Origin of the sequence: uncultured Draconibacterium sp. (genome assembly GCF_913063105.1) — a bacterium.
Taxonomy (GTDB): domain Bacteria; phylum Bacteroidota; class Bacteroidia; order Bacteroidales; family Prolixibacteraceae; genus Draconibacterium.
On sequence record NZ_CAJXYQ010000006.1, the window covers coordinates 200,544 to 225,563 of the forward strand.

Sequence of the window (25,020 nt, forward strand, 5' to 3'; positions counted from 1 at the left end):
AGGTGAGGAAAATCGCCGCTACATACGTCTTCCCCGGAAATGGCTCTATAATAAAAAACGGAATTTTAGTTTGCAACGATAAAGGAAAAATTCTCGAAATCCTGGATCGGGGCGCCAACTTTAAAGAAGAAGCCGGTGTTGAATTTTATAGTGGCATTTTAGTACCCGGTTTTGTAAACACACATTGCCATTTAGAGCTATCGCACCTGCAAAACAAAGTCCCCGAGAAAGCAGGGATAGGCAATTTTTTACAGCAGATTCATTCTTTGCGCAAGACTGAGAGCAGCTCGGAAAAGGTAATGCAGGTAAGCGATCGGAAAATGTGGGCTGCAGGCATTGCCGCAGTTGGCGATATATCAAATACAGATGCTTCGTTACCAATAAAAGCAAAAAGCAAAATTTACTACCATACTTTTATTGAAGTTTTTGGGTTTCACCCAACAAGAGCCGAGCGCGCCTTTTTAGAAGCCCAAGAAATTCTATCGAAATTTGAGAAATCCCGACTTTCTGCATCCATCGTTCCGCATTCAGGCTATTCCGTTTCGCCCGAGCTTTTTAAAAAAGTACAGCAGCATACATTTGAAAAAGAAAGCCTGTTCTGCATCCATAACCAGGAAAGCAAGGCCGAATCAGCGTTTTTTTTATCGGGTACGGGAGCAATCGCCAAACATTTTAGCGACAATTTAAATCTTGAAACCAATCATTGGCAGCCTACAGGAAAATCTTCTTTACAATCAATATTACAATTTATTCCGAAAAACAATCAGCTGCTGTTGGTACACAATACACATACTACCAAAGAAGATATTGAAGCAATAAAACAGTACCGAAAACTGGCCGACACCTATTTTGTTCTATGTCCAAATTCCAATCTGTTTATCGAGAATAAAATCCCGAACCTTCAGCTTTTTCGCGAAGAAAAACTGAATATCTGTTTGGGAACCGACAGCCTTGCTTCCAACTCCCAGCTTTCCATATTGCAGGAAATTCAAGTTCTTCAGCAAAATTTTCCTGAGATTGAACTGGATGAACTGATTACATGGTCGTGCCTGAATGGTGCCCGGGCACTTCAAATTGAAAATGCCTTTGGCTCTTTTGACAAAGGAAAAACCCCCGGTGTAAACCTGATAACAGGAATCGATTTCAGGACCATGAAACTAAGACCCAACGCAAAAGTTAAACGTTTGCTGTAGCTGAAAATACCTCTTAAAATTTTACCTATTTTTGCAGCAATTCTGCAGATAATGATAAAAATTGGCAAAATAGAACTGGAAGGCACTCCGCTGTTTTTGGCACCGATGGAAGACGTTACCTATAAATCGTTTAGGCTGATGTGCAAAAAATTTGGTGCCGATGTAATGTATACCGAATTTGTTTCGTCGGAGGCACTGGTGCGTAATATTGATAAAACAAAACAAAAAATGCACCTCTATGATTTTGATCGTCCGGTTGCGATTCAGATTTATGGCCACAATATCGATTCGATGGTAAGGGCAGCGCAAGTGGCTGAAGAGTTTGAGCCCGATTTTATCGATATTAATTATGGGTGCCCAATGAAAAAGATAGTTCGGCATGGCGCTGGCTCGGCCATGTTAAAGGATTTGCCCAAAATGCAACAAATGACTGCAGAAATTGTAAAGGCGGTAAAAACTCCCGTTACCGCCAAAACACGTCTGGGCTGGTCGGCCGGCAATACCCCAATTGTTGAAGTAGCCGAGCGCTTGCAGGATGCCGGGGTTCAGGCACTAGCCGTACATGGCCGAACACGCGAGCAATTGTATACCGGCGAAGCTGACTGGACACTGATTGGTGAGGTAAAAAACAATCCCCGAATACAGATTCCGATTATCGGGAATGGTGATATCAACAGCGGTAAAAAGGCGAAACAACTGCTCAACCAAACCGGCGTTGACGCCCTGATGATTGGCCGTGGAGCCATAGGTCGCCCCTGGCTGTTCCGCGAGGTAAAACACTACCTGCAAACAGGGGAAGAATTGCCACAACCTACGGTTAACGAAGTAGTTGAAATTTTAAAAGAACAACTGCGCTTAAATCTGGAATGGCGCAACGAGCGATCGGGGATTTTAATGATGCGCCGGCATTTTGCAAAATACTTCCCGGGATTACCAAATTTCAGGGAGCTGAAAGTGAAGCTTTTGCGTGCCGAAACCAATGAAGAGATACACCATACTCTGGAAAAAATTACTGAAGAATACGGAAATTATTCCCTTGATTTTTCAAATGCCAGCTTAAAATAAGCAATACCATGGACAAAAAATATTCACAGCACTTTTCAGAAAAATCGCTTTGGGATAAATTGAAGCAATTTGGTAAAACAGCAGGTGCAAAGGTGGTTTATGCCGTATTGCTGTTGCTTTATACTTTCCAGGATAAAGGAGTAAGCACCAAAACCAAACTAAGCATTGCGGCAGCATTGGGTTATTTTATTTTGCCAACCGATGCAATTATAGACCTGACACCTATAATTGGCTACAGCGATGATTTGGGCGTATTATTGTTCACGCTGTCGGCTGTGGCTACCAGTATTACCCCTGAAATTAAGGCGAAAGCCCGTAAAAAAGCACACGAATGGTTTGGCGCAATTGACCCCCAGGAACTCAACGATATTGATAATCAGACATTTTAAGACTTTTTTACAAGCAAGTTAACAGAGGTTAAACAATTGCTTTTCTGAAAGTTGTGGCACAGCTTTTGCACACATCCAAATAGTTACATACGTTGTAATGAACATATTATAGATTGAATAGATTGGATGATTAGAAGAAGGTTTCGACCTTAAACATGGTTTTTGTTTTTTGTTTTTTGAGAAGGTAGTCTTTACCTTCGAATTGTTAGCTAGACTGGTCCCGCCTATGCGGGACCTTTTCCCGTTATAAAAGGATGGTTCGGATTTTTTCAATACTTTTGCGATTCATTATTTTCATGCTATGCTCGAACTCGATTTTACCTTTCTGCAATGGATTTTGTTGGCTTGCTGCGGCATGCTTGTTGGCATGTCAAAAGTTGGTGTACCCGGCGTATCGATGCTGGTGGTGCCAACACTTGCTTTAATTTTTGGCGGCAAAGCCTCAACTGGCGTTTTGCTCCCGATGTTAATGATGGCCGATATTTTTGGCGTGGGCTATTACCACCGACATGCCGAATGGCGTTACCTGTGGAAACTATTACCCTGGGCATTTATAGGAATTGCCATTGCACTTTGGGTAGGCGAAGTAGTAAACGACATCTGGTTTAAAAATATTATAGCCATTTTGGTATTTCTGTGCATTGGTCTTATGCTGTGGCGCGACCGCAAAAAAGGACAAAACCTATTTCCTGATACCTGGTGGTTTGCCGCCTCAATGGGTATTTTGGGCGGTTTTGCAACAATGATTGGAAATGTGGCAGGACCGATTTTCGCCATTTACCTGCTAGCCATGCATTTGCCCAAAAACAGCTTTATTGGTACGGGAGCCTGGTTTTTCCTTATCCTTAATTTCTCGAAATTCCCCTTACATATTTTTGTTTGGAAAACCATTAACTGGAGCTCGCTATCGCTCAATCTTATGCTTTTGCCTGCCATAGCAATTGGAGCTTTCTTAGGTATAAAACTGGTTCAGAAAATTTCTGATAAACTCTACCGGGCAGCTGTAATTATTGTTACTGCTTTATCGGCTTTTTTACTTTTAATATAATGGAACAACTGCAACACTTTTTTACCAACAAGCCTGTTAGAACTCTTCTTGATATTGGCACAGGAACCGGCAATTTTATCGCGGTATTAAAAAAAGTTTTTGATAAGCATGTGCAAATTCTTGGTGTCGATCCGGATGAAGCCTCGCTTGAAGAAGCAGCTAAAATATACCCCGAAGCAACTTTTAAATCCATGACAGGAGAGAAACTTGATTTTGCCGATTCAACTTTTGATGTTGCCAGTATTTCAATGGCTTTGCACCACCTGCCCAACATTCAGCTAACCTTAAAAGAAATGCAACGGGTAGTAAAACCCCACGGATGGATTATCGTTAATGAGTTGTTTAGCGATAATTTAAACGCCGCTCAGGAGGTTCATAAAAAAATGCACCATTTCCGGAGTTCCATCGACCGAATGAATGGCGTATGCCACAACGAAACTTTTACCCGAAAAGAAATTATGGAGCAAATAGAAGCATCGGGGCTTACTATTTCTATTGCTTTCGACCATGACATAGAATTGAAGTCTCCCTCGCCGGCAGAAATTTCAACACGTATGCAAAAGTTAACAGAAATGCTGGAGCAAAGTAGTAGCCACCCCGACTATGAGAAAATGAAAATCCAACTCCCTGAGATTGAATTGAGCCTAAAGAAGCACGGGTTTCAAATGGCTACGCGAGTAGTAGTGGTTTCGCAAGTAAATAAGTAATATCCGTTTTTCTTGTGAGAAGTGGTTTAGGACTTATCGCCTAAAAATTATTAGAGCCGGTTATTTACAATGTTGTTATAAATCGATCCGAACTGAACACGCACACCAAAATTAGCTCCAATTTCAAATGTTGATGGCAGCTGTACCTTATTTAAAAGGACATCCTCAAGCGATATGTCGCCTTTTGGCAGGTAAATCTGGTCGTGAACATTCTCTATCCGAAATCCCATCCGAACCGAAAGTCCACGCATTATCCGCACCGATAAATCGGTATCGAAGGTAATTCGGTTTTTACTCCAGTCGTGCAGGTAATTTGTTGCATTTAAACCGGCCTGAACTTCGCCCCATGTTTGTACAATTTGCAAATCAAGACGTAGTGCCTGTTCCCACAATCCTTCCCGGATTTTGTCGTAAATAGTTTCTTCGTAATACTTTTTCCACTCGGGGCCAATGTAATAAGCAATGGTAAATACTTTTCGGTCTGAAACATCCCAGGGAAAAATATTGTATTCAATGGCTGGTTTTAAAGATATTGAATACACTGTATTTCGGTAATTACTGTTATAAAAACTTCCGAAAGCTCCTGTTGACCATCGTGAAGAAAGGCTTTTTACCACACTCGAAGAAGCATAGGTAGACGTATTATCAGAACGATATTCTTCGCCATCGTTAGTGTATTTTTGAGTACGTACCGAACGCCGGGCATTATTACGAATCCGAAGTTCTTCGGTAACTTTGTCGGCACGTGCATTAAACGAGTAATTATATACCTTTTTGCTTTCTTCCAGGTTTACACTTCCATTTACATCGCCTCTGAAAGTCCAACTGTTCCAGGGGTCTTCAATCTCGGCCTGAGACACATTCTGGGCCTCGCCACGGTAGCGAAGCACCAACAGATCAGAAGCTTTTGTTTGATTTACAAAAGGCATTAATCCTAACGAAAGGGCATCTTTTATTTTCCTTCGCTGTTCTTCAAAAGTGTCGCTTGATAAGGTAGTACAGGTAATGGTGAAATCGCTGAAATTTTCGAAACTAAGGTTGTTATACATAAGCGAATAAACCATACCCCCTGATCCACTCACGCGGTTACTTATAATTATATGCACATCAGCCACTGCCGGGTCGTTAACAAAATCGGCAAAACGCATGTTACGCCGCATGTAATCCATATCGAGTCTTACCCCTTCAATATATACCTTAATTTTTGCATCGCGTTTATTATACGATAACGTTCCCCGACCTTTTACCCGCATATCATTTTCTGGATTATCAAACGCCAATATATTCCCACAGGCCAGGATAACAAGTAATACAAAAACAGTTAGAAAGCGTAATATCATGGTAATTCCTCCTTATCAGGTTTACAGTTGGTTGGTATTAAATAATGCTGTAAAAACTTGCTAAAGATAAAGTTTCAATACTAATTAATAAAACTTATTTCCCCATTTTCTGATTTTCATTTACTTTGTTAAAGTTTTAAACAAGAACGAACTATGGCACGACGGGAAAAAAAATCCCGAAGCAAGGGATCAGCGGGGAATAACAGAAAAACAGGCGAAGATTTTCTGCACCAGAACAAGCAAAAAAAGGAGGTGCATGAAACAGATAGTGGCTTGCAGTATTTGGTTGTTGATGAGCAAACAGGCACCAAACCTGCTATTTACGATACCGTAAAAATACACCAACGCGCCCTGTTACTAGATGGGAAAATACTGGAAGATACCTACCGCCAAAACCAACCCGACGAAGTTAAAATTGAGGAACTAATAGAAGGACTTCAAGAGGGCTTGCCCATGATGAGTGTAGGCAGCCGTTATAAATTTTGGGTGCCGGCTGATCTGGCCTGGGGCCGAAAAGGAACAGGTAATAAAATCCCCCCTAATGCAGTATTATGTTTTGACATTCGTTTGGTGCAAATCTGCTAGTGTAAGCAAAATATTAGGCCACAAAAAAGCCGCTCCTTTTGAAGCGGCTCCTCATATCTTGTTGTCAGAATTCTACTAATAGAATTTTGCTCTGTTATCTTCAATTTCAACCGCATTACGGTGTGCATTAAACACCTGCGACGAAACGCGGTAGGCATTGGTTTGTGCTAAACGCATCTTTTCAGTAGCTACATCACCACCAATTCCTTCGTTTACTGAAGTAACCATTACCACATAAACACCATTGTTTCCGGCTATTGGTTCCGACACTTTATCAACGTCAAGCGTTGTAACTGTTCCAACAACTGCTGGCTCCAGCCCAATTCCAGGAACTGAGAATGAGTTAAAGTTTACATTGCTTGCGCTTTGCACTTCCACTTCCAGCGAAGTTGCAGCAGCGGCTAAATCGGTACTACCGCTTAATGCTGCTTTTGCTTTTTCAACAAGTAATGCTGCTTTTTTCTCTTTTGTTACGGCCAACTCTACACGCGATTTTACAGCTTCAAAGCTAGCTACACCTTCATCGGTAGCGCTGGTTAGTACAGCAATTACAAAGTTGTCGCCCAGTTCAAAAATCTGCGATTCCTGGTTATTCAGCAAAATATCGTTCACGTTTGCTTCATAGGCTGCTCTAATCAATTGTCGTGGATTTTCCAGGCCAATAATTGTGCGGTCGTTTTCGCCTACATTTGCTACACGCTTTGTAAGACCTTGTTCATTGGCAGCAGTATTAAACTCTTCGTAGCTTGTATTTTCGCCGGCAAACTGGCTGGCTTGTGCGTAAACATCCTGGTACGTTTTTGTACTTGGCACCACATTACGGGTAAGGTAAGCCACTTGCACCTGGCGGGTAAGCTTTCCGCGTTTTGTTGTTTGTACCAGGTGAATTCCGAATTGTGTAGCAACGATTGTTACACTGTCGGTAGTATTATTGAAAGCTGCATTTTCAAAAGGTTTTACCATTTGGCCACGCTGGAACCATCCAAGGTCGCCACCATTAATAGCCGATCCCTGATCTGTTGAGTTTTCGCGCGCTAAAGCTGCAAAGTCAGCACCACTTTCAATAGCAGTTTTTAAGCTATCGGCCAATTGCTGAGCAGCAAGCAACTCTGCCTGTGTACTAACCTGCAATAAAATATGACGTGCTTCAACCGAGTCGGGCATCATTTCCGATTTGTACAACTTGGCCAAAGAAAATGCTTCACCATCTTTGTACGGGCCATAAACGGCACCAACTTCAGCTCCCTCATCAAAAACCCAGGCGCCAATTGCTTCCGGCAGGTCGTCTTTTTTGTCCCACGCATCGTTAAAGTCGATGTCGGAGTTTGAATTTACAAACTGAATGGTATTTTCTGTTGCTTCCAGTTCAGCTTTAATATCTGAAATCCATTCCTCAGCATCGGCAAAGTCTTTTTCTGATGGCTCAACCGGGAAAGCAATATACTCGATACGTCGGCTCTTTTCCGATTTATAATCGTCTTGGTGCGCGTTGTAATAAGCTCTTAAATCCTTATCTGTCAGTGTAATTTCTTCATCGGTTACTGTACTGTGCGGTAAAGCAATGTAATCGAAATTTACCGATTTGCTTCCGGCGTTAGCACTGGTTTCTGCCTGCTCGCCAGTTACATACATTCCTTTAGCAACCATGTTTGAATATTTACTCTGGGTACGCTCTTCAACAATCTGTTGTTCAAGATTTAACCAGTATGCACGCTGCTCAGGAGCTACTCCCGTTTCCAGGTTTTTCAGGAAACGAACAACTGCCGAACGATCGAACTGACCGGTTTCAGGGTTGCTGAATATTTGACGCACAATTTGGTGAGGATTCGATCCCTGAAGCATATCGAACAACTCGTCAGAACTAACGGCAATTCCAAGATCCTCATAGGCTTCGCCCATAACAATGCTTGAAATTTTTCTTTGCCAGGCCTGTTCGCGAACCTGAGCCCATGTGTTGTCGTCTAACTGCGACTGCCCATAGTTTTGTTTGAATATCTCTCCTAACTCTTCTACTTCTTGCTGAAATTCAGGATACTGAATAGATTCACCATCAATTACTCCAATCTCTAAGCGGTTTCTTTGAAACATCGACGAACCTCCTTGTAACAAATCGCCAAGGATAAACGCGGCCAATGAAACACCGATTACAATTGCTACCAGTAATCCTGCTTTCGTTCTAATTTTTTGTAACGTTGCCATTGATTTACAGTTATTTTTTGTCTAAAATCGTTTGAATTTTTCGAGGTACGAAGATAACAATTTTAACTGTTTTACCTCGATTATTATTTTTTTTTTACAGGACACAGCTATAGCATTGGAATCAACTCATTTCCTGCGCATTACAAATAAGCACCTTGTGGTTTTAATCCTCAAGAAGCTTGAGTTTTACCAATTCGATTTTTGTGCTGGTGGCTTTTAAGATTTTAAACTGGAAATTTTCGATTTTAATCACCGTATTTATTTTGGGAATACTTTCGTAGTGATATAGAATATAACCGGCCAGTGTTTCGAATTCTTCATTTTCGGGCAGTTCCAGAAAATATTTTTCATTGAGAATATCAATTTCAGCCCGTGCCGAAAATATAAACTCGCGGTCGTTTAGTTGTTTTTCAACAATATCGCGCGTATCGTGTTCGTCCTCAATTTCTCCAAAAATCTCTTCCAGAATATCTTCGCTGGTTACCATTCCTGAGGTGCCTCCAAATTCATCTACCACAATGGCAATACTTCTATGTTCCTGAATAAAAGTGCTGAGTAGTTTGTTGGCCGGCATTGTTTCCGGTACAATGAGTACACTTTTTATAAAAGGATCAATGGTTTGCGGGTTTTTAAACATCATTGAAGAATGTACATACCCGATAATATTGTCAATACTTTCGTTGTAGATTAGAATTCTTGAATAACCGGTATCAACAAACTTTTGCTTTAAATCATTTATGGTTGCATCAATTGCCAACGTTTCAATTTCGGTGCGCGGTATCATAATTTCGCGAAGTTTTACCTTTGAAAAGTCAAGTGCATTTTTAAACAGTTTAATTTCGGTTTCAACAAACTCCTTTTTTTCGGTACTGGGCCTGTCGCTTTCATTTATAAACTCATCTAGATCAATTCGTCGGAATACTTTATTTTCGTCTTCGTTGGTGAATTTGGTACTAAATAGGTTTTTTAGCATAAAATTGGTTACACTCATTGAAAAACGTGTAACCGGATAGAAGATAACGTAGAAGAAAGCCAAAGGCATAGCAAAAATATTGAGTAAGGTATTCGGGAAAATACGGAACAATGTTTTTGGCAAAAACTCAGCAAACAGTAAAATTATAAACGTTGAAATTATTGTTTGCATCAGAAGAACTAAGGACTCGGACTGTATTGTTTTTTGAAGAACAGGCTCGAGTAAAGTGGCAAAGGCAATACCATAAACCACCAGTGCAATATTGTTACCCACCAGCATAGTGGCGATGTATTGTCCTCCGTTATTGGTAAGAAACTTAAGTAATTTAGAACTAAAGGGATCGGATTGTTTATCGAGTTCAAGTCGTAATTTATTTGCTGACACAAAAGCGATTTCCATGCCTGAAAAAAAGGCCGATAGAATAATCGTTAGCAAAATCAGCAAAAGTGGACTCATTTTTTTCTATTTAAATTTTAAGGGTTCCCGGGGCGGTTGTTCCGTTTTTATTGAATCAACAGGAACTGGCTCTTGTCGTTTGTTTTCCGCTTGTGGTACCGATTGGTTATCAACTGCTACATAAAGAACACCTTTCGGATCTTTTATTTTCCAGTTAAGCATATTTTGGTCTGATGTTAATCCTGTTCCGGTAATAATTTTATCGGCACTCACAATCTGCACGTACTCTTCCGTGTAAATTTTCTCGTTTTTTTCCTCCCAAATCAGGTGTTCTGTTTTTAACGAGTCGCCTTTTTCGTTGGTTACAATTACATTGTTTTTAGCTTCCCAACGCTCTTCCTTAATAAACTCCTTTGCATAATCGGCTTTAATGCTGGAGATTACATTTTTTTCTTCGTCGTACTTTATAAGTAAAAGGCCTTCGGGGAATTCGTGATAGGTTTTTCCTTCGTTTTCGAAACGTAGTAATTTTTTGGCCTGTAATAAAAACCGAACGGTACCCGAGTCGGTTGATAAAGTTTCGAAATTGGTTGCCTCTAGTACCGGCAATTCTTCCGGCGAGCTAAAGGCTTTTATCTTTTCTATGTCGTTTTTCTTACAGGCAAAGAAAAGTATTGCAGTTCCCATGGTGAGAACTGCAATACGAAATATTCTTATAAGTTGCACTATTTTAGAAGCGAACCTTCGTGTTTTCATTTATCCATCCTCCCACATGATAAGTGGTGCCTTCCTGCAGGCCTTCCATGAATGCTTCCTCCTTATTGGGGAAATATTTTTTGTACTTGGCCAAATTCGATGATGCGTCAATTGCACAATCTTCACCTCGGCGTGCTTTCGCAAAATAATCGCAGGCTAACCAGAATACAGCTGATTTTTCCAGATCGGTTCCCTCAAATTTTTGTGATGCTGCTACGTAAATATTTGCCATTAACATATTGGCTTCACAAAAGTCAGGATTTAACTGAAGAGCTCTACGGGCATCGTTACGTGCACCTACCAGGTTGCCCATTTTTGCATAACGCAACAAACCGCGTTCGTAATGGTAATTGGCTAACAATTCATCGTCAGTTTCCTGGTCAATAGCCATTTGGTAGTATTCTCTTGCCTTATCAACATCGTCTTTTTTCAGGAAACGACGAGCCATGTTAAAGGCCGCTTCAGCCGAAGGATCTAATTGATATAAACGTTCGGTAGCTGTTCCAAACAGTTCTGTTTCGGTACAATTTGCTCTTCCTAAACGACGTAACATAGATTTAATGAAATCAACATCGTCGCCTTTTTCTTCAAATTGTGGAGAGAATATGTTCACAAGAGCTTCGCAGTCGGCAGCACCCGATTTTCCAAAAATATTTTCAATATACGGAAGTACTGTCTCTTGTGTTTGTTTTACTTTTTCTTCGTCTTCGTTGGCAGCAACGATAGCGTTGGCTATTTCATTACATTTTTCGTAATTTGTTACTACTTGTTCTTTTGGCAGTTCACCTAATTTAAACAAGGCAACAGTTGTTTGCATTAACAAAATCAGCACAGGTGGTTCTGTTTTATCACCCTGTATGGCAACCGATTCTGATAACCATTCGTAACCCGATTTGTGAATTGCTTTCAGATCGTCACCTTCTGGAGACTGATCTCTATCCGGGCTAAGTTTGTATTTTAACCACGATGTTCCTTTACGGCCAAGAACGTATCCACGATCGCCAAAATACTTAATACGTTTATCATACAATTTCATGTATTTGTCAATGTTCTTATCGCGATCAGCATCATTTGTTGCCTTTTCAATATAATTTTCGTAGATTTTCCCACCGTGAATATAAAGGTTTGGAGTAGACTTTGGATACTGATTATAAAGCTTTTCCCAGTGAGGAATTGCTGATTTGTAGTCTTTTTGCTTATAAAATTCAGTGTACAACGAAAGTTCGTTTAAGAAAGTTTTGTCCTGTGCTTTCATCAACTCTTCCAACGTACCAAGGTTTACATCACCACTTTCTTCTTCTTCACCATCACCTGATGGAATACTTCCTCTGAAGGCAAAATCGAAAATGTCTCCGGTTTTTCCTTCAATCTCCAGTTTTTTTGATTCATCAATAAAAGTAAACCTGATGTATTTTGTTTTTGCATCAGCTTCCACTTCATATTTACCATCAAAACTTGTCATCATTTCACCCCCTTTGTGGGCTTCAACAGTAATTCCGGCTGCCGGCTCGCCGTCCATATAAACAGTTCCTTTAATTACCCTTTGCCCCTGAACAGCTGTAACACCGACAATTACAACCGCAGCAAGAAAAAGAGATATGCGTAAAATAGCTTTCATAATGAGTTTTATTTGTTTTTTCTTTTTTGATTTTTAATCAATCTTTCGTTGCATAAACCACAAATCGTGTAAACTTACGCTTAAGTTTACTTTTGCATATTTTTCAAGTACCAGATTATACTCTTTGGTTCCTCTTTGTCCAAACTCTGCACTTAAGTTTAGTGTAGAATTAGAACGATACATTGGTATTCCAACTCCAAAACTTATGCCAAAGTCGTTAATATGTTGTCCGGCAAAGGTATGGTAAGTTTGTTCGTACTTAAAACCGGCTCTGTATGCCACTCGGTTTACAAAACTTCTTATGGAAAACTTGTCCGGAATCCATTCAGCTCCAATCGCAAATTTATTTAAATCTGTTAAAAATTTGCTTTTACTCCCCAAAAACCGGGCATCAGACCATCCTTCGTGGTAATAATCTATATTAATTTCGTAAACATTCTCTTTGGCAAAAGAAACTCCGCCTCCCAGGGTTAAAGGAAACACCAACTCTCCTTTTTCTTCTTCGCGATAAAGTAGAGTGTCCTGATCAAGCGCCCCTCCGTACGAAAGGTTTTTTTGAATAATATCCGACACAAAATCAGTGTAGCCCGGCGAGTTTGCAAATACAACACCTAATGTTAAACTTTTATCATTTTTCATGGGCAGAGTTGCCTGCATCCCTAAATCCAGTCCAAAATCTCGAATACGAAGTGTTGAATAACGTTGAACATTGTAAAAACTCGGATCGGCAAAAACAATTTCGGTGTTACGGTTTAGCTGCCCAAACCGGTAATTCAGATTAGCACCAACTGATATGTTTTTAACTGGTTCGATGGCCAGCCCCCATTTAGCGTTAGAAATTGTTCCGGCGCCATAGTAGGTGGTGTAAACATTCCCAACATGCTCCATATCCGTAATCGACTCCACAAAATAACCCACATCAGAAAATGGCGTTAAGCTTAAACTGGTGGCCATCCAATCGGTAATGCGAAAACTCAGCGCGAAATACTTGAAATTAACATCATTAGCATTCATGCTGTTGGTTTCGGTTTTATAATTCGAGAATTTACCTTCGAGGCCAAACTCGAATATAAAGTTAAGCGAATCGAGCGCTGTATAACTTGCCGGGTTTGCCGGATTAATCTGAAGATTATATCTGCTTCCCAGCGTGGCTCCTCCCATTGCTGTTGACCGCCCAAAAGAATAAGGTTGCAAATCGCCAATGCCGTAACGCGAATATGGCGAAGTGGTGCTATTATTAAATTGTGCAAATAATACAGCCGGGATAAATAATAACCCGGCAATCAAAAAACTTACTCTACTTACTCTCCCCATTATGTTGTAAAATGCGGTTTAAACCTATGCTGGTTAAATTAAAGTGTACAAAGAAAGAATTTTTTAATTTGTTATCAAAAAATTCAGCATCGCCCCCGGTTATAATAACTTCTAAATTATTATAAAATTCCTTAAATGAGGCAATTGTACTGTCTACCTCAAATACCAATCCTTTTTGTACACCAGCCCTTATTGCCTGCTCGGTTGTTTTACCATATAAACTGTAGCAATCTCCTTTTTCTACCTTCGGGAGTTTTCCCGTAAAATGATTTAATGCGTTGAAACGCATTTCCAAGCCGGGCGAGATATTTCCTCCCAGGTATTTTCCTTCTGCTGTTAATATATCATAAGTAATAGCAGTGCCAGCATCAATCACCAAAACATTTTTATTCGGATATAAATGAAAGGCTCCCACAATTGCTGCAATGCGGTCTTTCCCTAACGTTTCCTTTGATTCGTAACAGTTTTCAACAGGCAATGGCGTGCTTGCATTTAGTTCGATAAACGTTTGAAACTTCTGCAATAAAGCATTTTTTAGTTCAACCGAATAATCTTTAACTGCCGAAAGAATAACACCATCCAGTTCCTTGTATTCTTGCTTTAACCATTGAATCGACGAAGGTAAAAACGCATCAACAAAAACTGTTTTCAGCACCTCGTCATGGGTACACACCGAATATTTGGTGCGGGTATTGCCTATATCTATAACCAGGTTCATTAGTCGATAATGCGCTGACTGATATCTAATGCTTTTACCGAGTGGGTTAATGCACCTATTGAAATATAATCGACGCCGGTATGTGCTACCTTGCGAATACGTTTGATGGTCATATTTCCGGAGGCCTCTATTTTAGCCCGACGATCGATAATCTCTACACACTTTTTCATCATCGATGAACGCATATTATCAAGCATAATAATATCAACATCGGCTTCCAGTGCTTCTTTCACCTGTTCAATGGTAGTGGTTTCCACCTCAATTTTAATGCTTTTTGGTATTTTTTTACGAATGGCTTCAACGGCTTTTGTAATGCTTCCGGCAACCTGTATGTGGTTGTCTTTAATCATAACCATATCGTACAAACCAAAACGATGGTTTGAAGCTCCCCCCATTCGCACCGCATATTTATCGAGGTAACGGTAGCCAGGTAATGTTTTGCGGGTATCCAAAATCTCCACCTTGGTTCCCTCAATTTCTTTCATGCATAAATTTGCGTAGCTGGCAATTCCCGACAGGCGTTGCAAAAAGTTAAGAGCCTTTCGTTCGCCGGTTAACAAGGCACGATAATTCCCTTTAAATTCGGCAATTATATCGCCCGGAACCACATGGCTTCCATCAGGTAAAAGCACATTCCATTCCAGGTTTGGGTCAAACTTTTTGAATACCATTTCGGCAACAGGTAAACCTGCAACTACGCCTTCTTCTTTTGCTACAAAATGTGCTGTTTTCCGATCATTGCTATCAATAAGATTATTTGTAGTAATATCTCCGTCACCGATGTCTTCTGCATAGGCCAGGTCAAATAAAACCTCTGCCGATTTCAATACTTTCTCATCCATCATCGCTTTACTTTCTTATGGGTTCAAACTCAATGTTTTTGTTCTTTTGTTGAATTATATGTGTTTTAAAATCAGGACTTTCTTTCTGAAAATCTTCGCGAATATGTCCTCCGCGGCTCTCTTCGCGAACCAGGGCTGCTTGTGCAATTAGTTTGCAAATAAGTGCGGTGTTTCTGATTTTTATTAAATTGTATTCGTTAAGGTCTTCGTCAAAGTCTTCAACAATTGCGGAGAAACGATTTAGTGCATTTTCAAGATCTTTTCTGTTTCTTACAATTCCCAGGTTTTTCGACATAAGTTCTGCCAGCTCATTCTGGTACTGAAGAAAAAGTTGCTCGTTGGGTTGGTCGAGCACTATTGGTGCTGGATCAACAAAATCATAATCGTGCATTTGCAACTGAGCTGCCTTTACACTGGCACGTTTCCCGAACACCAAACATTCTAATAACGAATTACTTGCTAAACGGTTGGCTCCCATCACCCCTGTTGATGCCACCTCGCCGCAAACAAACAAGCCTGAGATATTGGTTTCGGCGTCTAAATTGGTCCGCACACCTCCAACCATATAATGTGCGGCCGGAGAAATGGGCAATCGATCCTCAGTAAGATCGTACCCAAACTCGCGCAAATGTTTGTCAATATTCTTAAACCGGTTTCTGATTTTCGCTTTATCCAGGTGCTTTAACGAGAGGAAAATATGCTTTTCGCCTGATTTTTGAATTTGCCTGAAAATGCTGTAAGCTACAACATCGCGTGGCGCCAGCTCTGCCAGCGGATGTATGTCTTTCATAAAGCGTTCGCCTTTATGGTTTAACAACCAGGCTCCCTCGCCTCGTACGGCTTCACTAATCAGGTACGCTTCTTTTCCGGGAATGTACAATGCCGATGGATGAAACTGTATAAATTCGAGATCAGCCAGACGCGCACCTGCCTCGTAAGCCAATGCTATACCATCGCCGGTGGCAGTATGCGGATTAGTTGATCGGGCAAAAAGCCGCGATAATCCGCCTGTAGCCAGGATAACAGCTTTTGTTCTAAAAATTACATTCTTGTTGGTTTTAAAATCATACGCCTGAACCCCAACAATACGGTTATTTTGCTGTAATAATTTAACCGCTGCAACAAATTCAAAAGCCTCAACATTCTTTTTTTGCCTGATTAGCTGCAACTTAAAACAGGTAAGTTCCTTTCCGGTTGCATCGCCGCCTGCATGAAGAATACGGCGTTTTGTGTGACCTCCTTCAAGCCCGAGAACAAAATTACCGTTTTCCTTATCAAACTGCATTCCCAGGTCTATCAACTCGCGTACCCGTTCGCGTCCTTCTCGAACTAATACGTCAACAGCATCGGTATCGCAAATCCCCCTTCCGGTAACCAGTGTATCATGAGCATGTTGTTCCGGCGAGTCATCTGCGGCAATGGCAGCAGCAATGCCTCCCTGGGCATAATAGGAGTTACTGACATCAAGTTGCGACTTGGTAACTATCGCCACGCGTCCGAAGTTTGAAGAGTGGTAGGCTGCCGACAACCCGGCTAAGCCACTCCCTATTACAACCGTATCAAATTCAAGTATTTGCATTTATTTTTTATGCTTCCCGCAAACGAGCCTGCAAAGTTAGCATTTCTTTTAAGCAAAAACCTAAATTTTATCAATTAGCTTCCATATAAATTCAAGCACATTTAAATAATAAGATACCCTCGTTCCCTGGTTCCTGTTTTCGTTTGTCAAGCCCGTGCTATCGCGGGTTTATAACGAGATTTACCGTAAAATTTATTTTTGTCAGACTTGTAATAAAACGCAAAATCGACAACAAATAGTAAAAAATTGCCACCACAATTAAACTTTGTATATTCGAAACTGTCTGTGATAATATTATTCGTACAACAACACCTTAAACAATAATAAACAGAAGCATTGTGTTGTTTTTACAGAATAATACGAATTGCACAAAAATTTTAATGAAATTTGCACACCTGAATCAACCTATACCGATTAAAATAAAATCAAAATAAAATTATAGCCATGAGTTGGAGAAAAATTACATTTATTGTTGTTGCCTTAATAGTTCTTTTAGGAGGTTCAGCAGCTCTATCAAAACTTTTTGTTTCAATGAAACCGGAGCAAGCCAAAAGGCCCGATGTTGAAATGAAACGATCAGTTAAAGTAGAAACTGTAAACTACGCTGAAATAACTTCGCCATTATCGCTCCCGGGAGGAAGAGCCGTTTCAGGTAGCGAAGTTTTGCTGGTTTCCGAAGCATCAGGGAAAATTGAACCGGGCGCAGTAGTGCTCAGAAAAGGAACTTCGTTTAAAAAAGGCCAGTTACTTGCCCAAATTTATAAGGATGAAGTTGAGCTGGCACTTAAAGCCCGTAAAGCACAGTTTTTAACAACAATGACATCTTTATTACCCGATATGAAAATCGATTTCCCGGATCAGTTAAATACTTACGAAACATTTTTTAGGGCCATTGACCTGGACCAGAACCTTCCGGAAATGCCGGTTATTCAAGATGAGAAACTAAAAGTATTTTTAGCAAGCCGGGGAGTTCTTACCGAATATTATGGCATTAAACAAGATGAAAAAAGATTAAAACGCCATACCCTTTACGCTCCTTTCGATGGAACTTTTATACAGGTAAATTACGAAACCGGTTCGTATGTAAATACCGGAGGGCAAATTGCACGAATGATTCGCACGGATAATGTGGAAATTGAAGTTCCGGTGCCTAATGTAGACAGCGAATGGATAAAAATTGGAGATAAAGTTTTTATTCATTCCAATCAGAGCAATACTGAGTTAATAGGAAAGGTAGTGCGAAAATCAGACTTTATTGAAGCCGAAACGCAATCGCGAAGTATTTTTGTAAAGGTTGGCCAGGCCGATTCGGATCGGGTTCTACCGGGGCAACTTTATGCAGTAACTTTTCCGGGTCAAAAAATACCGGATGCCATGGAGATTCCGCGCGGAGCGGTTTTTAACTCAAACACCGTTTACATTGTAGTTAATGGCGAGTTAAAAAAACGTGAAATAAATGTGATTAAGCGCAACGAAACAACTCTTGTTTTTAATGGGTTGCCTGTAGGTGCCAAAGTTGTTGCCGAACCACTTATTAACGTAAAAGAGAATACTCCTGTTAATATTTTAGGCGAGGAAGAAAACAATGGTCAAAAACCACGTAAACAGGCAAGCGCCAAATAGTTAAAGGAGACAAATCCATGAAGAAGATTGTTGAACTTTTTGTAAAATATCCATTTTACGCCAACCTCATCTTACTCTTCCTTATTGTTGTTGGAAGTTTAAGTTTTTTGTCGATGAAGAAATCTTTCTTCCCCGAGCGCGAGTCGCACATTATTACGGTGCGCGTTGCCTACCCGGGTGCATCGCCGGTTGAGATGGAAGAAGGCGTAACCTCAAGAATTGAAGAAGCAGTAAGAGCTATTCCGGGCATCTACGAAATTAATTCTGTTTCATCAGAAAACAGTTCGAGCGTACGTATTGAAATAGAGCCCGGCTATGATATCGACGAAGCCCTGATTGAAGTAAAAAATGCCGTTGATGGAATCTCGGCTTTTCCAACAGCTGCTGAGCGCCCCATTGTTGCAAAAACACGAACAACCACACCTGCGGCCCGTTTGCTGGTTACCGGCGAGGTTGATTTGCTTACACTAAAAAGTTATGCCCAACAGGTTGAAGAAGATTTTCTGGCTTCAGGAATAATGAGCCAGGTAAGCGTTTCAGGATTTCCCAGCCTTGAAATATCGGTTGAAGCAGAAGAAGAAGATCTGCTGCGTTACGGACTAACCTTTAACGATTTGCAAAATGCAATTAGCAATAACAACCGCGATGTTTCTGGCGGCCAAATTCGATCGAAAAAAGAGGAGCTTTTAATTCGCTTGCGTTCGCGTAGTGCCGACCCAAATAAAATCGGGAACATTATTCTGCGTGCCAACCCCGATGGCAGTGTTTTACGCATTAACGATATTGCCAATGTAAAAATGAAATTCTCCGATGTACCCAATAAGGCGATGGAGAAAGGCAATCCCCTCATTCGTGTTACGGTAATGAAACTGATAACCGAAGACCTTGATGACATTGACAAGTATGTTCGCGACTATGTAAAGAAATTTAATGCCGATACGCATGGTGTAAAGTTAATTCTTTCACGCTCGTACCTCGATTTACTAAAATCGCGACTCGACCTTTTGTACTCTAATGGAGGCATGGGGCTTATTCTGGTCGTTCTTATACTGGGCATCATGTTGAGCACGCGCCTCTCGTTATGGGTTGCCTGGGGTATTCCGGCGTCGTTCCTCGGAATGTTTATTATTGCCAATATAATGGGAATTACCATAAACATGATGTCGCTTTTCGGGATGATACTGGTGATTGGTATTCTGGTTGACGATGGCATCGTTATCGGCGAGAATATTTTTCAACATTTCGAGCGGGGGAAAAGTCCTATGCGGGCAGCTGTTGATGGAACCGTTGAAGTAATACCGGCAGTAACCTCTTCGGTACTTACTACTGTTGCTGCTTTTTCGCCCCTGATTTTTATTACCGGCCGAATGGAAATGATGTTTGAAATGGCCGTAATTGTAATTGCCAGTTTGCTCATTTCATTGGTAGAAGCCTTTTTGGTGCTTCCGGCCCACCTGGGTAACGAAAAAGTACTAAACAGAAAAACACTGCACCGCAAAGCAAAAGGATTGCGCAAATACACCGAACGCTTTTTTACCTGGCTGCGCGACTATGCATACGACCGGGTAATTAAACTCGTACTTGAATGGCGGTATATCGTTCTGGGAATTCCGGTAGCGATGATTATAATTACATTGGGTTTAATTGGCGGAAACCTTATAAAAACAACATTCTTTCCACGAATGGAGTTCGATTCTTTTAACATCAACATTGCTTTTACTCCCGGATCGGGAGAAGGTCAGACCTTAGACTACCTTGAACGTTTCGACAGCATTGTTTGGGTGGTAAACGAAGAGTTGATGAAGGATTACAATGACTCCTTACCCATTATCGAAAACAGCATCGTAAACCTGGGTTCGGCTTTCGACCGCGAAGAAAGTGGTGCACACTGCGGTTATGTTGATGTATCGCCACGAAATTCGGAGGAAACGGGTATCAGCTCGTTTGAAATTATAAATCGCCTGCGCAAAAAAATAGGAAATGTATCTGAAGCGGAGAAATTTACCATTGGTGCCCGTAGCCGTTTTGGCGATCCCATTTCTATTGGTCTAATGTCGCGAAATACCGACGAACTCGAGGGTGCACGCGATTTTTTGATGGGTAGGTTAATGGAATACCCACAGCTTAAAGATGTGGTAAACACCAACGCCCTTGGGAAACAGGAAATTTTGCTTGAGTTAAAACCCAAAGCCTTTATGCTGGGACTTAACGAAACCTTTATTGCCAACCAGGTGCGCCAGGCATTTTATGGCGGACAGGCTCAACGACTGCAAGTTGGCCGCGACGAACTGCGTATTTGGGTACGATACCCTGCTGAAGGACGCGAACGCATCGGGCAGCTCGAAAAAATGAAGGTAAAAACAAGTCAAGGCGAATACCCTTTGATGGAGCTGGTTGACTACACCATGAAACGTGGTCCGGTAAATATTAACCGTTTTAACGGAAAACGCGAAATACGGGTAAATGCCGATATGGTAGACCCCGATGGCTCGGTTACCGACGCTTTAAACCAGGTAAAAGCAGAGGTAATACCCGAGCTTGAGTTGCTCTATCCTGGAATATCAGTGATTTTTCAGGGGCAGCAGCGCGAAAGCCAGCGGAATATGGGCGACTTAATGTTTTTGTTTCCGATGGCGTTCCTCGCCATTATATTTATTTTAATGATAAACTTTAAATCCTTTGAACAGCCGATAATCATTATCATCATGATTCCAATTTCTATTCTTGGAGCTGTATGGGGGCATGGGGTACACGGCAAACCCTTGTCCATTCTCAGCTTGTGGGGAATAGTTGCACTCACCGGGGTTATTGTTAACGATGCTGTGGTTTTTCTGGCCAAGTACAATTTACTTGTTGAAGAAGGGAAAAAAGTAAAAGACGCCATTATTGAAGCTGGAAAATCAAGGCTTCGCCCAATTATTCTGACCACATTAACCACTGCCTTTGGTCTTTACCCACTTATTTTAGAAACTAGCTTCCAGGCTCAGTTTCTAATTCCAATGGCCATTTCGCTGGTATACGGTGTTGCTTTCGGAACCATGTTTATTCTGTTGTTTTTCCCTGCCCTTATTCTGGTACTAAACGATATCAGAAAATTTGTGCGCGAACAATGGACCGCTAAAAAACTGGAACGCGAACAGGTTGAAATTGCCTGGCTGAATGCTCAACGAAAGATCGACAATACTATTTATCATGAAGAAGATGAGGAAAAAGAATAAAATGAAAACGATAAAAATATTAGTACTGTTAATGGTTGTAAGCGTGGTTGCACAAGCCCAGCAGTCGCTTACTTTAACCGATGCCATTGCAAAAGCATTGGAAAACAATTACAACATTATAATTGCCCGCGAAAACCAAAAAATTGCAGAGATACAAAACAACTGGGGCACTGCCGGACGCTACCCCTACATTAATCTCTCGCTGGGCGACAACAACTCGTACCGCGCCGTTGATGGCGACAACACCACAACAATAAGCTTAACGGGCGGGGCTTCAGTAAGCTGGACTATTTTTGATGGTTTTTCGGTAAGCATTAGCAAAGCACGACTTGAAGAACTCGAAAACCTGACAAAAAATAATACTGCCGTTATGGTTGAAAGCACTATTCAGTCAATTATTCTGGCCTATTACGATGTATTGCTACAAAAAGAAAAACTGGCAACCTACAATGAAGTAATGCAGTTATCAGAAGATCGTTTTGAGCGCACAGAACAGCAGAAAGAATACGGAGCAGCCGTAACTTACGATGTTTTGCAGGCCCAAAATGCATACCTCGCCGACAGGGCAAATTACCTGCTACAAGAAGTATCCTACAAAAACTCGAAACGCAACCTGGCATACCTAATGGCTGAGAAAGAGGCGACTGACTATGATTACACGGATAACTTTGAGGCGGTTACCGAGGATTATTCCATTGCCGACCTAAGGGCCCAAATGATGGAAAACAACAAGAGTTTGCAAAGCCAGTATATTAACCAACGACTGCTCGACAACGCCATTGCGTCTGCAAAAAGTGCCTTTTCGCCCAGCCTCGATTTTATTGGAGGTGTAACCGGAACACGAGCGGGTAGTAAATACGGCGATGTGGACATGGACTGGGCAAACTCGGCTAACTTTTATGGAAATTTTACGCTAAGCTGGAATTTGTTTAGTGGAGGAAATCGTAAAAGAGCCTTGCAAATTGCCGAGATTGATAGCGATATCGCCATGGTTGAATTAAACGAAATGCAACACGACCTGGATAACAGCCTTGCCAATCTTTTTGAGTTTTACCAGGTTCGAAAAGAATTGCTTATTGTTGCCGACGAAAACCTTGAAGCAGCAAAACTTAACCTTCAGATTTCGAGAGATAAATTTGAGGCCGGAGCAATTAATTCATTCAATTATCGCGATGTACAGGAGATTTACCTTCAGGCCGCACAGGGCAGGCTCGAAGCCATTTACAATTTTATTAACGCCCAAACATCCCTGCTTCGTTTGGCCGGTGTAATTGTACAGCAATACGATTAAAAATTTGCCACACGGCAACTAAAACTGCGCATAACCGGTAACGAGTTCTTAAAAACGTTTCGCCTATGTGCAGTTTTATTTTTACACATTTTTTAGTGCCTGATGTAGGAATTACATCGCCAGAATTTTGTTCCATATTGTTTTATCCACTGGTATTCCCCAATTCAGGTTTTCCTGCCTGACTTTTACTACACGCTCGCCAGGATATTTTACCGGACTGTCAGGATGAATGAGTTGGGTACTTTTAAAATCATCGATAATTGCCGTTATGCTGTTTTCAATGGAGGGATAATTCGATAACTTTTTTAAATCAATGGTTATAAAAACCTGCGACACTCCGTACTCGGCCTCTTGCCGGCTTAACTGGTGGCTTGAAAGCCCCGCAGAAAGAATTGTTGCCAGAATATCGAGCAAAAGCGATAAGCCTGCGCCTTTCCAATAGCCAATAGGCACCCCGCGCATGGTTTCCAGAATTTCCTGTGGGTTTTTTGTCAGTTGGTCTTCACGGTTAAACCCGCCCTCAAAAGGCAACTGTTCTCCTTTAATTTTTGTCGCTTCAATTTTGCCATACGAAAACTGAGTCATGGCAAAGTCCAAAACAATGGCCTCGTTTTTCCAGGGTACTCCAATTACCAGCGGATTGTTGCCTAACTTGCTTTGTTTGGCTCCCCACGCTGGCATATTTTGTTCGGTATTGGTCCATCCAATAAAAACGTAGCCCTGTTTTGCGGCTTGCCAGGCATAACTGCCACCCCGCATCCAATGATTGGTATTGCCTAAAGCCACGCAGCCCAAACCATTGTTGTGTGCAATTTCCATGGCCCTGTTTGAGCAAAAACTTGCATTTAGCATTCCCGGGCCTAAATTTCCGGTCCATTGTTCAATAGCGCCGGCGCTGTGTATTTTTTCGGGTACGGCATCGGGTTTTACAAATCCTTTTAAAGTATATTCTACAAAACGTGGAAAACGATACACTCCGTGCGAATAAATCCCCTCTAAACTGTTGTATGCAAAAACCTTTGCACATTGCCTTGCTTTTTCGGTTGAAAACCCATGCTTTTGTAATACTTGCTGAAAAACGGTTTTCATTGTTTCATAGGGTACCCGAAATTCTTTCATATTAAATACTTTTCCAGCTTCGTTTTTTGTTTTTCTCTTCTTTTTCCCGAAAAGCGGCTTCCAAATCAATACCTTTTCTATTGGCAATAGCGCAGAGGTAAATAAAAATATCGGCAAGCTCATCGCCAACCTCCGTAAATGCCGAATTGGTGTCAATCAGCAAGCCCTCAGTTTTGCGAATAGCCTTAAACAATTCGCCCACTTCTTCGCCAAGCAATAAACATTTATCAATGGTTGTTTGCGATAAAAAACCACGTTCTTGTTCCAACTCGGCAACATATTCCTGAAAATCACTCAGGCTTGGTTTTCGATGGAGTTCCGGCATTTGTTTAGCTTATCCCAAAGGGTGTTTCAATAACTACTTCTTTTACACAAGCACCAGGCGAAAGACTCATCAGCCATTGCAAGGTTTTAAATAAATCTTCGGGCTGAATCATTTCATCAGCCTTATGCGGGGTTCCTGCCAGACAGGCCATTTGCGTGTTAACCCACCCGGGACATAAAGCAGTTACCCGAATGCCGAGCGGATTTAATTCGCGGTACAACGATTCGTTTAGCCCAACCATTGCAAATTTTGATGCGCTGTAGGCACCACTACCAGCAAAACCTATTTTGCCGGCCCTGGAAGCTACATTAAAAATATAACCGCTCCCCTGCACTTTCATTACCGGCACCACTTGTTTTAAAAGCTGGTATTGGGCAGTAAGATTGGTTTCCAACATCTTACTGAACTCATCCTCCTTTGCATCCGTGGTGCCGCTGTAATACACACCGGCATTATTAACCAGTACATCAATACTCTCGCAGTCGTTTACAAGTTGTGCTATGGCTTTTTTTAATGCATCGGTATTGGTAATATCCACCTGGATGATTTGAGAATCAATCCACGAATCTTCTTTAATTTGCAAGGCAACCGCTTCCAGGTCGTCTCGGTTTCTGCCCACTAAAACCGTATTGTATTTTAGTTGGGCCAATCCAATAGCAATGGCTTTTCCAATGCCTTTCCCGGCCCCTGTTATTATGGCGGTTTTATTCTTTGTCATATTT

At 41.3% G+C, this 25,020-nt stretch carries 21 protein-coding genes; 9 read left to right on the plus strand and 12 right to left on the minus strand.

Annotation, left to right across the window (positions count from 1 at the left end; genetic code table 11):
* Positions 1 to 2: 2 nt before the first annotated feature.
* From QZ574_RS08205 to QZ574_RS08225, 5 genes are all read left to right on the plus strand, one after another.
* Complete coding sequence (locus QZ574_RS08205; RefSeq protein ID WP_297088696.1) at positions 3 to 1,193, plus strand: amidohydrolase family protein; 1,191 nt, start codon at positions 3 to 5, stop codon at positions 1,191 to 1,193.
* A 51-nt stretch (positions 1,194 to 1,244) separates the two neighbouring features.
* Positions 1,245 to 2,258 (plus strand): tRNA dihydrouridine synthase DusB, encoded by a 1,014-nt coding sequence (gene dusB, locus QZ574_RS08210; protein WP_297088698.1) that lies wholly within the window; start codon positions 1,245 to 1,247, stop codon positions 2,256 to 2,258.
* 8 nt (positions 2,259 to 2,266) lie between these two features.
* The gene (locus tag QZ574_RS08215) at positions 2,267 to 2,647 is read left to right on the plus strand and encodes a DUF1232 domain-containing protein (RefSeq protein WP_297088700.1); all 381 of its coding nucleotides are present in this window, start codon (positions 2,267 to 2,269) and stop codon (positions 2,645 to 2,647) included.
* Positions 2,648 to 2,948: 301 nt separating this feature from the next.
* Complete coding sequence (locus tag QZ574_RS08220; protein ID WP_297088702.1) at positions 2,949 to 3,695, plus strand: sulfite exporter TauE/SafE family protein; 747 nt, start codon at positions 2,949 to 2,951, stop codon at positions 3,693 to 3,695.
* The gene (locus QZ574_RS08225) at positions 3,695 to 4,402 is read left to right on the plus strand and encodes a class I SAM-dependent methyltransferase (RefSeq protein ID WP_297088704.1); all 708 of its coding nucleotides are present in this window, start codon (positions 3,695 to 3,697) and stop codon (positions 4,400 to 4,402) included. Before QZ574_RS08220 ends, QZ574_RS08225 begins: the two co-directional genes overlap by 1 nt.
* Positions 4,403 to 4,452: 50 nt before the next feature.
* Here QZ574_RS08225 and QZ574_RS08230 read toward each other — a convergent pair whose 3' ends face one another.
* Positions 4,453 to 5,742 (minus strand): hypothetical protein, encoded by a 1,290-nt coding sequence (locus QZ574_RS08230; RefSeq protein ID WP_297088705.1) that lies wholly within the window; start codon positions 5,740 to 5,742, stop codon positions 4,453 to 4,455.
* Positions 5,743 to 5,895: 153 nt separating this feature from the next.
* On the opposite strand from QZ574_RS08230, the gene QZ574_RS08235 reads away from it, so the two are divergent.
* Positions 5,896 to 6,327, plus strand: a complete 432-nt coding sequence (locus QZ574_RS08235; RefSeq protein WP_297088707.1) for an FKBP-type peptidyl-prolyl cis-trans isomerase — start codon at positions 5,896 to 5,898, stop codon at positions 6,325 to 6,327.
* Positions 6,328 to 6,402: 75 nt separating this feature from the next.
* Here QZ574_RS08235 and QZ574_RS08240 read toward each other — a convergent pair whose 3' ends face one another.
* The 8 genes from QZ574_RS08240 to nadB all read right to left on the minus strand — a co-directional run bounded on the left by QZ574_RS08240 (position 6,403) and on the right by nadB (position 16,722).
* Positions 6,403 to 8,526: a SurA N-terminal domain-containing protein gene (locus QZ574_RS08240; RefSeq protein WP_297088709.1), complete on the minus strand. Its 2,124-nt coding sequence runs from the start codon at positions 8,524 to 8,526 to the stop codon at positions 6,403 to 6,405.
* A 163-nt stretch (positions 8,527 to 8,689) separates the two neighbouring features.
* Positions 8,690 to 9,955 carry a hemolysin family protein gene (locus QZ574_RS08245; protein ID WP_297088710.1) on the minus strand — a complete coding sequence of 422 codons (1,266 nt, stop codon included), beginning with the start codon at positions 9,953 to 9,955 and terminating at the stop codon, positions 8,690 to 8,692.
* Between the two features lie 6 nt (positions 9,956 to 9,961).
* Positions 9,962 to 10,621, minus strand: a complete 660-nt coding sequence (gene lptC, locus QZ574_RS08250; RefSeq protein ID WP_297088711.1) for an LPS export ABC transporter periplasmic protein LptC — start codon at positions 10,619 to 10,621, stop codon at positions 9,962 to 9,964.
* A 4-nt stretch (positions 10,622 to 10,625) separates the two neighbouring features.
* Complete coding sequence (locus QZ574_RS08255) at positions 10,626 to 12,269, minus strand: tetratricopeptide repeat protein (protein WP_297088713.1); 1,644 nt, start codon at positions 12,267 to 12,269, stop codon at positions 10,626 to 10,628.
* A 33-nt stretch (positions 12,270 to 12,302) separates the two neighbouring features.
* Entirely contained in the window at positions 12,303 to 13,583 is a 1,281-nt protein-coding gene (locus tag QZ574_RS08260; RefSeq protein ID WP_297088715.1) for a hypothetical protein, read from the minus strand.
* Complete coding sequence (locus QZ574_RS08265) at positions 13,567 to 14,301, minus strand: type III pantothenate kinase (RefSeq protein WP_297088717.1); 735 nt, start codon at positions 14,299 to 14,301, stop codon at positions 13,567 to 13,569. Before QZ574_RS08265 ends, QZ574_RS08260 begins: the two co-directional genes overlap by 17 nt.
* Positions 14,301 to 15,146, minus strand: a complete 846-nt coding sequence (gene nadC, locus QZ574_RS08270; RefSeq protein WP_297088719.1) for a carboxylating nicotinate-nucleotide diphosphorylase — start codon at positions 15,144 to 15,146, stop codon at positions 14,301 to 14,303. The genes QZ574_RS08265 and nadC overlap by 1 nt, the downstream gene beginning before the upstream one ends.
* A 4-nt stretch (positions 15,147 to 15,150) precedes the next feature.
* Positions 15,151 to 16,722 (minus strand): L-aspartate oxidase, encoded by a 1,572-nt coding sequence (gene nadB / locus QZ574_RS08275; protein ID WP_297088721.1) that lies wholly within the window; start codon positions 16,720 to 16,722, stop codon positions 15,151 to 15,153.
* Positions 16,723 to 17,166: 444 nt separating this feature from the next.
* Here nadB and QZ574_RS08280 point away from each other — a divergent pair, with 444 nt between their 5' ends.
* The 3 genes from QZ574_RS08280 to QZ574_RS08290 are packed head-to-tail and all read left to right on the plus strand — an operon-like array spanning position 17,167 to position 22,854.
* On the plus strand, positions 17,167 to 18,345 hold the full coding sequence (locus QZ574_RS08280; protein ID WP_297088723.1) for an efflux RND transporter periplasmic adaptor subunit: 1,179 nt from the start codon (positions 17,167 to 17,169) through the stop codon (positions 18,343 to 18,345).
* Between the two features lie 17 nt (positions 18,346 to 18,362).
* A complete protein-coding gene (locus tag QZ574_RS08285; RefSeq protein ID WP_297088724.1) occupies positions 18,363 to 21,563 on the plus strand; it encodes an efflux RND transporter permease subunit in 3,201 nt (1,066 codons plus the stop codon).
* 1 nt (position 21,564) lies between these two features.
* Positions 21,565 to 22,854 (plus strand): TolC family protein, encoded by a 1,290-nt coding sequence (locus QZ574_RS08290; RefSeq protein ID WP_297088725.1) that lies wholly within the window; start codon positions 21,565 to 21,567, stop codon positions 22,852 to 22,854.
* Between the two features lie 111 nt (positions 22,855 to 22,965).
* Here QZ574_RS08290 and yiaK read toward each other — a convergent pair whose 3' ends face one another.
* From yiaK to QZ574_RS08305, 3 genes are read right to left on the minus strand one after another with little or no spacing between them, the layout of a single operon-like run.
* Positions 22,966 to 23,973 carry a 3-dehydro-L-gulonate 2-dehydrogenase gene (gene yiaK / locus QZ574_RS08295; RefSeq protein ID WP_297088727.1) on the minus strand — a complete coding sequence of 336 codons (1,008 nt, stop codon included), beginning with the start codon at positions 23,971 to 23,973 and terminating at the stop codon, positions 22,966 to 22,968.
* A 1-nt stretch (position 23,974) separates the two neighbouring features.
* Complete coding sequence (locus tag QZ574_RS08300) at positions 23,975 to 24,298, minus strand: MazG nucleotide pyrophosphohydrolase domain-containing protein (RefSeq protein WP_297088728.1); 324 nt, start codon at positions 24,296 to 24,298, stop codon at positions 23,975 to 23,977.
* Positions 24,299 to 24,302: 4 nt separating this feature from the next.
* A complete protein-coding gene (locus QZ574_RS08305; protein ID WP_297088730.1) occupies positions 24,303 to 25,016 on the minus strand; it encodes an SDR family oxidoreductase in 714 nt (237 codons plus the stop codon).
* Positions 25,017 to 25,020: the final 4 nt, after the last annotated feature.